Source organism: Aureibaculum sp. 2308TA14-22 (assembly GCF_040538665.1).
GTDB lineage: Bacteria > Bacteroidota > Bacteroidia > Flavobacteriales > Flavobacteriaceae > Aureibaculum.
In genome coordinates this window covers 1331897-1345565 of sequence record NZ_JBEWXT010000001.1, presented here as the reverse complement: position 1 = coordinate 1345565, position 13669 = coordinate 1331897, and the positions used below count along the sequence as shown (strand labels likewise).

Below are 13669 nucleotides of genomic sequence, written 5' to 3'. Positions count from 1 at the left end.
AAATACTTTCGCATGAAACTAAAATAACTTAACCCATCTAAATGAAATTTAACCCATTCATTTTACTTATTTTTTTATCTACGCTTTCCTTTTCGCAACTGGCTAAAAAACAAATTAAAGCGTTAAAAATTGATAAACCGCCAGTTATCAATGGGGTTTTAGATGAACCTTTTTGGCAAAATACAGATATAGCAAAAGATTTTGTGATGTTTCAGCCTGGTGATGGAGATGCTGAACGAAACAACAAAAAAACTACGGTAAGGGTTGCATATGATGATGAGGCCATTTATTTTGGAGCAACACTTTATGATGACACTCCTGACAAAGTACCTATGGAGTTTGGAAACAGAGATGAATTCGGCAATACCGATTTCTTTCTCATTTCTATAAACCCTAATAATGATGGGCAAAACGATACTGAGTTTGCGGTTCAAAGTACGGGAGCTCAAGGAGATGCCAAAGTTTCCAATGGTAATGAAGACTTTACATGGAATGCTGTGTGGTTTAGTAAAGTAAAGTTTAATAAAAACAGTTGGGTGGTTGAAATAAAAATTCCCTACTCCGCATTACGCTTTTCTACAAATGTTGAAACTTGGGGAATTAATTTCCACAGAAGAATTCATTATATAAACGAACAGTATGTTTGGAATTATATCGATAAAAGTAAAGGAGAGATTACACAATACTCAGGACTATTGACAGGTTTAAAAAATATTGAAGCACCAACACGACTAAGCTTTTCTCCATATGCATCTGCAGCAATTACAAATTATGATGGTAATACCGAGTTTGATAAGAGCATTGGACTAGATTTAAAGTATGGAATAAACGAAAGTTTTACACTTGATGTTACATTAATACCAGATTTTGGTCAAACTGGATTTGATGATTTGGAACTTAATTTAGGTCCTTTTGAGCAACGCTTTGATGAACAACGCGATTTTTTTACTGAAGGAACAGAATTATTCGATAAAGGAAGATTGTTCTATTCTCGAAGAATAGGTAATCGTGCAGTTGGTTATAATGCTGTTGACGATCAGCTTGGTACCGATGAAGAAATAATCAACAATCCCGAAAAGGTAAATATGCTCAATGCAATTAAATTATCGGGTCGTACAAAGAAAGGCTTGGGTATTGGTATTTTTAATGCCATTACAGAAAAAACATCAGCTACTGTAAAAAACTCAATGACAAATAAAACTAGAAAAGTAGTTACGGAACCTTTGGCCAATTATAACGTTTTGGTTTTTGATCAACAATTCAATAAAAATTCTTCTGTAACTCTAATCAATACAAATGTTACCAGAAGTGGTAGTTTTAGGGATGCCAATGTTACTGGATTGCTTTATGATATTACTAATAAAAGTAATAAATACAATATCAAAGGTAATTTTAAGATGAGTAACGTCAAAGAAAATGGTGAAATAACTGACGGCTTTTCAGGTTTTGTTGAAGTTTCTAAAATTTTTGGTAATGTACAATATGGTGCAGGTCACTACAGAAATAATGATACTTATGAAGTTAATGATTTAGGGTTTCAAAGAAGAAATAATATTTCGACCTATTTTGGAGAAATATCGTATCAAATTTTTAAGCCTACCAAACATTTTAATGATTATAGGATTAGTTTTGAGTCTAGTATCGATTATCTGAACAACCCTAATGTTTATACAGGTAATGAGTTTGAATTTGACGCCTTTTTTATCACGAAATCTAGATTGGCCTTTGGTGGAGGTATAGAAACTAATATTGGCAAACAATTTGACTATTTTGAACCTAGGGTAGCAGGGCGTTATTTTAAACAAAATGGTATTCTAGAATTAGGTGCTTGGGTTTCTACGGATTATAGAAAGAACTTTGCCTATGACCTTAGAGGCACTTATGGAAGTAGATACGGCACTAGCGAAGACTTTGTTGCCATAAATTTTGAGCCTCGCTTTCGTTTTAGCAATAAATTTCAAATAATTTATAATTTTGAATATTCAAAATTAAAAAATGCAAACGGATGGGTAGCAAGGCAAAATAATGGTGATATTATTTTTGGAAATAGAGATGTAAAAACCGTGACCAATGCCCTTTCTGGAAAATATAGTTTTAGCGTAAAATCTTCACTATCCCTTGCATTTAGGCATTATTGGTCGCCAGTAACCTATGACAATAATTTTTATGAACTGAATACTGAGGGAACTTTAGATAGCAGTACTTATATCGGCAACCATGATATAAATTATAATATTTGGAATTTAGACTTAAGCTACGCGTGGGAATTTGCTCCCGGAAGTCAACTAGTTGCTTTGTACAGAAATTCAATTTTTAATTCTGATGATCTTTCGTATTTAAACTTCAATAGAAATTTAGAAAATTTATTTGAAGAACCTATTGTCAATAATTTCTCTTTAAAATTTATTTATTTCTTAGATTACAATAAAATTAAGACATGGCTATAACCACTATATGTTCTGCTTTGGCTATTTGCAATTCTTATTTTGTTAGATAAACTCCTTCAAACTACATTTTTCCAATTAATTATGTAGTTTTACACTAAGATTTTTTTAATTATGATTGTAGCGAAGAATATTCATAAATTTTATGGTGATTTAGAAGTGTTAAAAGGGGTAGATCTAACGATAAAGCAAGGAGAAATAGTAGCTATTGTTGGTCCTTCTGGTGCAGGAAAAACCACGTTGTTACAAATATTAGGAACTTTAGACAAACCGACTAATACCAACGATGCTTTATTGAGTTTAAACCAACAAAATGTTTTAAACTTAAAAGATAAAAACTTATCAAAATTTAGAAATGAGCATATTGGTTTCATTTTTCAATTTCATCAATTATTGCCTGAGTTCACTGCTTTAGAAAATGTTTGTATTCCGGCATTTATTGCTAATAAACCAAAAAAAAAGGTTGAAACTGAAGCTAAAAAAGTATTAGATTTTTTGGGCTTATCTGACAGAGTTGACCATAAGCCTAATGAACTTTCTGGTGGAGAACAACAACGTGTAGCCGTTGCCAGAGCTTTAATTAACAATCCAAAGGTTATTTTTGCAGACGAGCCTAGTGGTAATTTAGACACGGCTTCCGCTAAGAATTTGCATGAATTATTTTTTAGCTTACGTGACGAATTTAATCAAACCTTTGTCATTGTGACCCATAATACAGAATTGGCCGATATGGCCGATAGAAAATTGGAAATGTTGGATGGTAAAATAGTTTAAAGAATCAAAGTAAATAGATTAATTGAAAAAAATATTAGTGCTCATATTATTCTTAGCTCAGACAACTTATGGGCAAACCATCAGAAACTTCTCTAATGAATTTTTAAACATTGGTGTTGATGCTGCGGCATTTGGTATGGGTAAAGCGGTAACGGCTTTTAGTAATGATGTCAATGCCATTTATTGGAATCCAGCAGGTTTGGTAGGCTTAAAAGATTACCAAGGATCTTTGATGCATGCCGAATATTTTCAGGGTATTGCTAATTACGATTATGTAGGCTTTGCCAAGCCTATTAACAATGAAAGTACAGTTGCCATTGCTATTATGCGTTTTGGTGTTGATGATATTTTGAATACCACTCAACTTATTCAAGACGGGCAAATTAATTATGATAGGGTAAGCCTATTTTCAGCCGCTGATTGGGCAGTTAATGTGGCTTATGCAAAAAAGCTGATTACAAAAGATTTAAATGTAGGCGTAAATGCTAAGATTGTAAGACGTAAAATTGGTGGTTTTGCTACTTCCATTGGTTTTGGTTTAGATGCTGGATTACAATTTAAACGCAACAATTGGCAATTCGGATTAATGCTACGCGATATCACTACCACCTTTAATGCATGGTCTTTTGATGATGATGAATTGAATAACATTTTAGAAATTTATAATAACTTAAATCAGAGTATTTTAAATGATGGCAATCCTGATAATGATGATGAAATAATCCCTACGGTTACTCCCGAAAAAATTGAACTTACTAAGCCTAAAGCACAGTTGGGCGTGGCTAGAAAATTTAAGGTTGCCAGAGATTTTAACCTGCTGACCGCACTTGACTTAAATATGCGTTTTGCAAAGACCAATGATGTTGTTTCGAGCTCGGTTGTAAGTCTAAGTCCCTCTTTTGGGTTTCAACTGGATTATATCAATTTGGTTTATTTAAGGGGTGGTGTCAATAATTTCCAGAACGAAACCGACTTTGACAACAATAAATCGTTGACCTTGGAACCTAATTTTGGTGTTGGTTTTAACTACAAAGGTATATCCGTTGATTATGCCTTGACCAATATTGGAGGTGCAAGTGGCTCTTTGTTTTCCAATGTATTTTCTATAAAAGTTGATATTAGTGCGTTTAGACCTGTAACTTTAGAATAAAAAATGTTTCGATTGAAATTCTCCGGTAATATTTATAAGATTCCAGTTTACGCGGGAATGACAGTACCAAAAATTAAAAATATAGAACATTGAAAAGAAGTCTATTTTATATTTCCTGTCTGTTTTTAGTAGTTAATGGATTTGCCCAGCAGATAACTTTATCTGACCAAGCTGAAATAAGTGTAATTACCGTTGACCCTGGTCATAATTTATATGATGCTTTTGGTCACAGTGCATTTAGGGTAAAAGATAAAGTGCTGAATATGGATCTAGCATATAATTATGGAATGTTTGATTTTAACACTCCCAATTTCTATGGAAAATTTGCACAAGGAAAATTATTGTACGATTTAGGGGCTTATCCTTTCTCATATTTTTATAAAAGTTACAAGGAAGAAAATAGAGGAATAAGAGAACAAATTTTAAATTTATCATTATCTGAAAAACAAGCATTTTTCAACTTTTTGCAGAACAATGCCAAACCAGAAAACAAATCTTATTTATACGATTTTTTTTATGATAATTGTGCAACGAGATTAAAGGATGTAGCAAAAAATGTACTAAAGGAAAAAGTTGAATTTTCAACTTCTTTCATTGAAGGTAAGGATGAGACACTTCGTAGTTTAATTCATAAATATGCCAATAAAAAACATCCTTGGGGTACTTTTGGAATTGATTTGGCCTTAGGTTCTGTAATCGACAAAAAAGCAACCCCCAAAGATTATCTTTTTTTACCCGATAATATTTTTAATACTTATGCCGAAAGTACAATTAACGACCAACCTCTTGTAAAGGAAACAAAAATTTTATATAATACAAGAGATAAAGGCATTATTGAGTTTCAAATTTTTACTCCTACTACCCTATTTTCAATATTCGCCTTATTCGTTTTCTGGATTACATATAGAGACCTTAAAAGGAAAAAACGCAGCAAATGGTTAGATTTTTTTCTGTTCTTGTTAACTGGGTTAATAGGCACGGTCGTTTTTCTATTATGGTTTGCCACTGATCATTCGGCAACAAAAGACAACTATAATGCACTATGGGCCTTTATGCCAAATTTGTTTGTTGCTTTTGTGTTGTTAAAAAATAAATTATCAAATTGGGTGAAAAAGTATGTTTTATTGCTATTGATGCTCTTGGTTTTAACAGTACTATTATGGATATTAAAAATTCAGGTATTTGCTATTGGAATACTTCCACTATTAATAGTGCTAGGCATTAGATATTGGTTTTTGTTCAGATATACTGAATCATAGAATTTATCTTAACCCCGAACTTTTTCATCATCTACTGAAGACTTTTCTCCATCCAATTGTTCGTATTCCGAATTGTTAGATATATATTCTTTTACGATCTCTTTCATTCTCGATACAATTTCAAAATTATCCATATTATCCAATTGGGAGAGTGCAACAATTTTGTCTTTGACCACTTTATAATCCACAGGGTCTACCTTAGCAATCATAATTTTTTCATTGTAAGTTGGTATGGTGTTCTCTTCGTTGCTTAATAATTCTTCGTACAATTTTTCTCCTGGCCGCAAACCAATAATTTTAATATCAATATCTTCTGGGTATTTTAATCCCGAAAGGTGAATCATTTTTTTGGCCAAATCATATATCTTAACGGATTCGCCCATATCAAAAACATATATTTCACCGCCTTTACCCATTACTCCCGCTTCTAACACCAAACTACAGGCTTCACTTATGGTCATAAAATACCGTGTAATTTCTTTGTGTGTGACTTGAATTGGTCCACCTTCAGCAATTTGTTTTTTGAATAAAGGAATTACTGAACCATTAGACCCTAAAACATTTCCAAATCGTGTGGTAATAAATTTAGTTTTACCTTCAAAATTGAGGCAATTGGCATACACTTCAGCAACACGCTTTGTTGCTCCCATTACATTGGTTGGGTTAACCGCTTTGTCCGTAGAAACCATAACAAATTTTTCTACGTTATGTTCCAAAGCTAAATCCATAATGGTTCGTGCTCCAAACACATTGACTCTAACCGCTTCATATGGATTGTTCTCCATTAGCGGAACGTGTTTGTACGCAGCTGCATGAAAAACCATCTCAATATCATATTTATTGAAAATGCTTTCCATTCTATTCTGGTTACTAATATCGGCTACTTCAACCGAGAAGTTTTTAAATTTCTTTCTGTAAAAACTCTGCTGAACATTATAAAGATCAGATTCAGCCTGATCTAATAAAATAAGATGTTTATAATTATAATTACCAACTTGATGAGCAATTTCACTACCAATTGAACCTGCTGCACCCGTAATTAAAATCACTTTATTATCCAACTCTTTTTGAAGTATAGGGTTGTTTATTTTTATTGGTGTTCTATTGAGCAAGTCTTCAATTTTAACTTCTGTAAGTTGCCCAACGTTTAAATCACCATCAATCCATTGTTCAACTGGTGGTACTACTTTTACCTTGGCTGGTAAAGGTATCAGTCGATCAACTATTTCAAATAACTCAAAGGGTTTAATATTATGTATAGAAACAATTATTTCTTTGATATTATTTTCTAAGATAAACTCTTTCGTAACTTCATCCGAAGGGTAAACTTTAACCCTATTGTATTTTTTACCTTTTTTCTTTTTATCGTCATCAATAAAACCTACAATATTAGCACTATTGTTTAAGTTGTTACTAATGGCTGCATAGGTAAGCATTCCCGAGTCTCCTGCTCCATAGATCAATGTCTTTTTTGGCGGTTTATATTCGGTTATTATCCTTTGGATTAGTTGTTTAAAAATAAATCGCCCAGCAATTAATACAATTATATTTAGAAGGAAATGTGTAATAATTACTGATAACGGTGCTGCAAATCGATCAAACATGTCAAACTCTCTATGAATGAGAACAATGAAGGCCATAATTACAAACAAAATCAATGTCCCGTAAAATACATTAACCGCATCCTTTATACCAGTATATCTTACCGTACCTTTGTGAGAACCAACAAATAGAAAACTCAACATCGCAAGAATAGCAACAAGTAGTATTTGTGACAAAAATCCGTATTTCTGAAAACTTAGTACAAAGTTAAAGCGGATAAGATAGGCAAGAAAAAAAGTTTGTAAAACAATTGATACGTCAATCATTAGTACTACCCATCTAGAGACAGTAGCATTAGCACCTTTTAAAAAAAATGATTTTAGCATTTTAAAAAATTGAATCAGATGAATACCTGTGAGTTACTTTTCCTTTTTACAAAGGTCGTAAATCTTAGTTAAATAATTACTATTCGATTATTCTTTAATCAAACGTACTATTTCTTGTTTATTTTCTTTAGTTAAATTAGAACCACTAGGTAAACACAAACCTTTTTCAAAAAATGTTAAAGAATTACCATTTAAATAATTAGGAAAATCTTTAAAAATAGGCTGTAAGTGCATGGGTTTCCACAATGGTCTAGACTCTATCCTATTAGCACCTAATTTAATTCTTAATTGTTCTCTAAATTTAAAACTATCCGTCAAAAGTGTAGTTAACCATCTGTTTGAAAAAAAACCTTTAGGTTCATCTAGAAAGAAAACTTTGTTAATATCTGCTAATTCTTTTTTATAGAAATTAAAGTTGTCTCTTCTCGCTTTTATACGATTATGAACAACTTGCAACTGTCCAAGACCAATTCCAGCAGAAATATTTGTAATACGGTAATTGTAGCCGATTTCTGAATGTTGATAATGTGGGGCATTATCACGAGCCTGAGTTGCCAAAAAGAGAGCTTTTTTGCAATACTTAGAACTCTCGGATACTAAAGCACCGCCTCCAGAAGCAGTTATGATTTTATTCCCATTAAATGAAAAAATTCCAATCTCACCAAAACCGCCCATCTTTTTGCCTTTATAGCTAGATCCAATGGCTTCAGCGGCATCTTCTAATATAGGAATATTGTATTTTTTGGATATCATTATTATCTCATCCATTTTGGAAGGCATTCCGTATAAATGGACTAATAGTATTACTTTAGGTTTTTTACCTAGTTTTATTCTATCTAAAATAGCTTCCTCTAACAATTGAGGGCACATATTCCAGGTGTCGTTTTCAGAATCTACAAAAACAGGTGTCGCTTTTAAATATCTTATCGGGTTTACCGTGGCAGAAAAGGTAAATGTTGAACATATAACTTCATCATTTTCTTTTACCCCTAATAGTATCAATCCTAAATGAATAGCTGCCGTTCCGGACGATAATGCGGTACATGCCTTTACATTGATATACTCGCAAATTTGTGATTCAAATTGATTGATATTAGCCCCTGAAGAAGACGAAACCATATTTTCGGCAAAAGCATTATCAATATATTTTATTTCAGCACCTGAAAAATGTGATGGCGATAATGGAATTCTATAATTCATATATAGTTCAAAGTTATCATTTTTATCTAACTGTCAGATTGAATTAGCTTGTTTATCAAAATTTTTAAAAGACATATTAATAAGGTAATATAAAACAATCATAACGAGTATTGTGCATATAACCAATACAACTTGTAAATTAAATGAATGGTTATAAGTATAATATATCATTATATTAATTAGTAGTTGAATTAAGGCGTATACAAGTGCCACTTTTATATGGCTCCATTTTTTTTTATCTACTAATTTTTGATACAAATGATGCCTATGTGCTTCTGAAATATTTTCCTTTCTATATATACGCAAAAATATGGTTAAACAAGCATCAATACCATATACTACAATAATTAATATAAAGATTGGAGCATTTAAAGTAATAATAAATTTTGCTCCAAGAAAAAATATTAACGTGGCTAAAGACATACTGCCAATATCACCGGCAAACCATGCAGCTTTTTTCCTGAAGTTAAAAAATCCGAATACTAATAGGGCCAATAAAACAAAAATCATTAAATTATTATCTAATATTTTTTCCATTAGATTTACAAATAAAAACCCGCTTAAAACTATTATTGAATATATACCGGTCATTCCATTTATTCCATCCATAAAGTTATAAAGGTTAAAAAAACCAACTATAATTACGGAGACCAAAATCAATAACCATATAGGGCTTGTTAATAATCCGAGCTGCCATATCAATAAAAAAGCTGTAGAAAAATGGGCTATCAACCTTACTTTAGGGCTTAGCATGATTAAATCATCAATAAAACTTACAAAAGCAATTAGTGTTACCGCTAAGAAAAAAGGAATGTATTGAAAATTAGAGCCTATGTAAAATAAAACAATAGCAAGATAAAAAATAATACCACCCCCTCTGATAGTGGCTTCTTTATGTGAACTTCTTTGATTGGGTTTATCAATAATATTAAAGTAATCTCCTACTTTTAGGTATATAAAGGCAAGAAAAAAGAGACTAATAAAAATGATTAAATAAACTATCATTATACTATTTTACTAAATTAAAAAAATGATTGTCCGTAATTTGTCATAATTAATCAGAACGTCATGCTGAACTCTTTTATTCATAAGGTTTTCAATTCTTTTTCAACAGAATTCATGAATATTCGATTTCAGCATCTCATTACTATTTGACTTATAACGATTTGTTGAATGTGATCCTGAAACATATTCTGGGTGACGAGTACTTTATGGCATAAAACGGACATACATATTAAAAAAACCTTAATATTTTTAAAAATTAAGGATTTTCAAAAATAGTTTAAATAAAATATATAAACTAAAGCTCTTTTAATAAATCTTCAACAATGCGCTTTGCCGTTTTACCATCCCATAGATGGGGAATTTTACCAGATTTCCAATCCCCATTATGCAATTTTTCCATATAGGGAGCAACATTTTTAGGGTCCGTACCGACTAATTCGTTTGTGCCAATTGTAATCGTTTCTGGGCGTTCAGTATTATCACGTAAAGTCATACAAGGTACTTTCATAACCGTAGTTTCCTCTGTTATTCCGCCGGAGTCTGTAACCACCGCAAAAGCATGTTTTACCAAATAATTGAATTCCAAATACCCTAATGGACCAATCATATGTAAATTGTCTGGTTGAATCCCGATTTGCTGTAATATTTTCGCTGTTCGTGGATGTACGGGAAAAACAAGCGGCATTCCTTTTGCTCCTTTAACAATTTCGCCAATTAGAGATTTTAACTTCTGCTCTTGATCTACATTTTGCCGGTCGGTGTAAAGTCATTACAAAATAACCTTTTTCTTTTAAGTCTAACTCTGAAAAAACTTCAGGTTGTTTAAAACGAGGCATGCTTTTCAATAAAGTATCTATCATTGTATTACCTACATACCTTATTTTGCTTTCGTCATGTCCCAATTGACGTAAATTCTTATTGGCTACTTCAGAAGTAGTATAGAAAATATCGGTTATAGAATCGGTAACCATTCTATTAATTTCTTCGGGCATAGTTATATCATTTGAACGGATACCACCTTCTACATGTATTATTTTAACTCCTAATTTCTTTGCCGCTATAGCACAAGCCATCGTAGAAGTAACATCTCCTACTACTAAACTGAAATCAGTCATATCCTTTAGCAATAAGGCTTCGTAGCGTTCCATTATTCGGGCCGTTTGTTCAGTCTGCGTACCCGAACCTATTTCCAAATTCACATCCGGATCAGGTATTCCTAATTCTTCAAAAAAGCTGCCCGACATTTTTTTATCATAATGTTGTCCTGTATGGATTAGCCTATATTGTATCCTGCTTTTTACTTTTTCTAGTTGCTCAATTATGGGTGCAATTTTCATAAAATTGGGTCTTGCACCAGCTATAATGTCTAATTTCATTCAATGTTCATTTTAATTGACCTTATTACAATTTAAATAAAATAATTATGTTATCTCAATATAAACAACCGAACTTTTATACGTTAAATAATTAATCATCTTAATTAGGTAATCACTTAAACAACATTGGTATGCTATAATATTCTGAATATGATTCAACGGCTCTTTTATTCTTTCAATCGAGATTCAATCATTTGAGGTTTTCCTGATTTTGAAGGTTTAATATAATCCACCTCTTTATAATCAATTGTAAATGAACTATCCTCAATGATTTTTTGCAGTTCTAAAGTAATATTTTTTAAAACCTTATTTGAAAAACCTTTAGATTTAATAAAGTGAATTACAATTCCCTCTTTATTATACTGATATACTTTAAACTGTCTGATTTCGGAGATATATTCAAAAATTCCGGTAAAAGAATGTACTATTAGCGTTTTGCCATTTATAGTTTTTACTGTATCTGTTTCTCTTCCCACAACCTGCTGCAATAAAGGATAGTTCAAATCTCTTTGCGGTGGATACTTTTCTTTTGGTAATTTTATAGCTAAATCTCCAATTCTATATCGAATTAAAGGCATTGAAAAGCCGTCTAATCTTGTACAAACCACATTACCCATAATTCCATCAGGAACTGGTTCATTATTATCATCTAAGATTTCTAAGTAAACATGAGGACTAAATATATACTTATATTTCAAATCTTTCTCACTTGCAATTAAGAGTCCTTCGCTACATCCATAGGTGTCGAATACTTTACATTTAAAAGCTTCTTGAACATTTTTTCTATAATGTGAAAATAATTTATCTCCGAAACTAATTGCTATTTTTAACTCTATTTTATAATTGTATTTTATGGCAACTTCGGCAAAAACGTTTAAAGAAGATGCATAGCCCGCAATTGTGAAGCTATATTTTGAATTATTTATTTTTTCTAGAACCTTAATAACATCATTATCAGATAATGAGAAAGCATTGATATACAATGTATTAAAAACAATATCTTTAATGCTTTTTAAAAAACCTCTCTTTGGAGTAATTCCAGTCTGAATCAAATGATCTCCAATATTGTAACCTGCCCATTCCCACCAACGAATTAATATTGAACGCGTTATCGCTTGTTCTTCTTTATTCATATAAATAGTACTTTGAACTCCAGACGAACCACTACTTCTATACTCTATTAAACCTTTGGACTTTTTGTTTATTAAGCTCTTAGTATTATTATTTAAAATTTTCTTTGTTAAAATAGGAAATTGTTTTAACCAATTCTCTGGATTATGCCCAACAAGATCTATGTTTTTATAAAATGGAACATTTTCTATTGCGTTAACGAGTATTTTCTTTAAATTTTCCTTTTGTAAATTTGACAACTCTTCAGCAGAATAATTGTCAACTTGTCTCCAATATTTAAGGCTTTTTATAAAAGATGATTTGTTAATTACATCTCCAAAAGGCAAAATAATATTTTGCAAAAATTTACTATAATTCATAGAATTAATTTAGAACACTATTCCATTTTTCTTTTACATATACCCAATCAAATTGTTCAACCTTATTACGTGCTTTCATTGTCATCTTTTTTACTTTAACTGAGTCTTTCATCAAACTTAATATAGATTTATACATTTCGTTAACATCATTTTTTTCAACCAACATTCCATCTACCCCATCTTCAATTAAATATGGTAACCCTCCTGCATTAGTTGATACAATTGGCAAGCCCAAAGCCATGGCTTCCATAACACTAACAGGTGTGTTGTCAAAATTAGTTGTATTAATGAATAAATCAAAATCTTCAGACTTTTTATGCCATTTTTCTTTGACTAAGACACCTGTAAACTCAACATCATTTTGTAAATCAAGTTCTTTTGCCAATAGTTTTGATTTAATTAAAGAATTATCTTTATCAGGACCAACCATGCAAAGTTTGGCATCTGGAAAGTCTTTTTTTATTTTATCAAAAACATAAATTGCCATGGTAGGATTGTACAATTCTGCGAAGGCTCTAACATATAAAAGGTTCGGTTTAATTACCTCTCGCTGTTTAAAATTGTAGCTGTCAATTTCCAAAATATTAGGAATAAACTTTGCCTTTAAACCTCTTTTTTCAAATTCATGTTTCAAATAGTTAGATGGAGCTATATTCGTAAAAGAATAATTAAAAATGAGCTTGGACATTTTTTTTGAATTATCTAATCTATAAGGTAAATTACCACCACGTAAGATTGGAACATATTTTATTCCATAAATTCTTGCCACTTGTGAAGTTACCAAAGCGTAATAAAAATTTGAAGTACTAAAAGTATCAATGAGAACAAAATCTACTTTTTTATGTAACTTGATTAGTGAAAAGCACATATCTAGTAATCTAAAAATTTTGTTTGATTTATTTGAAGATAAATAAACTTTATGCCCATCAGATTTCAACAAATTCGAAAGTGTAGTTAAGCTAGAGTTATATTTTGTTTTACTGGTTAAGTTATTCCCTATGTATAAAATATTTAGTGGTTTATTAATCATTTTAATAAAGTAT

General features: G+C 31.3%; 11 protein-coding genes. 4 read left to right on the top strand and 7 right to left on the bottom strand.

From position 1 onward, the window contains the following. The first annotated feature begins 41 nt into the window (after positions 1–41). The 4 genes from U5A88_RS05885 (at position 42) to U5A88_RS05870 (ending at position 5627) form a co-directional block, all read left to right on the top strand. Positions 42–2447, top strand: coding sequence for a DUF5916 domain-containing protein (locus U5A88_RS05885; protein WP_354204617.1), 2406 nt, complete (start codon positions 42–44; stop codon positions 2445–2447). A 111-nt stretch (positions 2448–2558) separates the two neighbouring features. Further along, on the top strand, positions 2559–3218 hold the full coding sequence (locus U5A88_RS05880; RefSeq protein ID WP_354204615.1) for an ABC transporter ATP-binding protein: 660 nt from the start codon (positions 2559–2561) through the stop codon (positions 3216–3218). Positions 3219–3240: 22 nt separating this feature from the next. Next, positions 3241–4368 carry a putative type IX sorting system protein PorV2 gene (locus U5A88_RS05875; protein ID WP_354204614.1) on the top strand — a complete coding sequence of 376 codons (1128 nt, stop codon included), beginning with the start codon at positions 3241–3243 and terminating at the stop codon, positions 4366–4368. Between the two features lie 89 nt (positions 4369–4457). Further along, on the top strand, positions 4458–5627 hold the full coding sequence (locus U5A88_RS05870) for a lipoprotein N-acyltransferase Lnb domain-containing protein (protein ID WP_354204612.1): 1170 nt from the start codon (positions 4458–4460) through the stop codon (positions 5625–5627). Positions 5628–5635: 8 nt separating this feature from the next. On the opposite strand, the gene U5A88_RS05865 is transcribed toward U5A88_RS05870, so the two are convergent. From U5A88_RS05865 to U5A88_RS05835, 7 genes are all read right to left on the bottom strand, one after another. Beyond that, a complete protein-coding gene (locus tag U5A88_RS05865; protein ID WP_354204611.1) occupies positions 5636–7555 on the bottom strand; it encodes a polysaccharide biosynthesis protein in 1920 nt (639 codons plus the stop codon). Positions 7556–7642: 87 nt separating this feature from the next. Continuing rightward, positions 7643–8755, bottom strand: coding sequence for an aminotransferase class I/II-fold pyridoxal phosphate-dependent enzyme (locus U5A88_RS05860; protein WP_354204610.1), 1113 nt, complete (start codon positions 8753–8755; stop codon positions 7643–7645). A gap of 33 nt (positions 8756–8788) precedes the next feature. Continuing rightward, positions 8789–9760 (bottom strand): MraY family glycosyltransferase, encoded by a 972-nt coding sequence (locus tag U5A88_RS05855; RefSeq protein WP_354204609.1) that lies wholly within the window; start codon positions 9758–9760, stop codon positions 8789–8791. A gap of 295 nt (positions 9761–10055) precedes the next feature. Next, positions 10056–10466, bottom strand: coding sequence for a UDP-N-acetylglucosamine 2-epimerase (locus tag U5A88_RS05850; RefSeq protein WP_354208150.1), 411 nt, complete (start codon positions 10464–10466; stop codon positions 10056–10058). After that, on the bottom strand, positions 10459–11136 hold the full coding sequence (locus U5A88_RS05845) for a UDP-N-acetyl glucosamine 2-epimerase (protein ID WP_354204608.1): 678 nt from the start codon (positions 11134–11136) through the stop codon (positions 10459–10461). Before U5A88_RS05845 ends, U5A88_RS05850 begins: the two co-directional genes overlap by 8 nt. Positions 11137–11303: 167 nt before the next feature. Beyond that, the gene (locus U5A88_RS05840; RefSeq protein WP_354204607.1) at positions 11304–12626 is read right to left on the bottom strand and encodes a phenylacetate--CoA ligase family protein; all 1323 of its coding nucleotides are present in this window, start codon (positions 12624–12626) and stop codon (positions 11304–11306) included. A 4-nt stretch (positions 12627–12630) separates the two neighbouring features. Then, positions 12631–13656 (bottom strand): glycosyltransferase family 4 protein, encoded by a 1026-nt coding sequence (locus tag U5A88_RS05835; RefSeq protein ID WP_354204606.1) that lies wholly within the window; start codon positions 13654–13656, stop codon positions 12631–12633. Between the last annotated feature and the right edge of the window lie 13 nt (positions 13657–13669).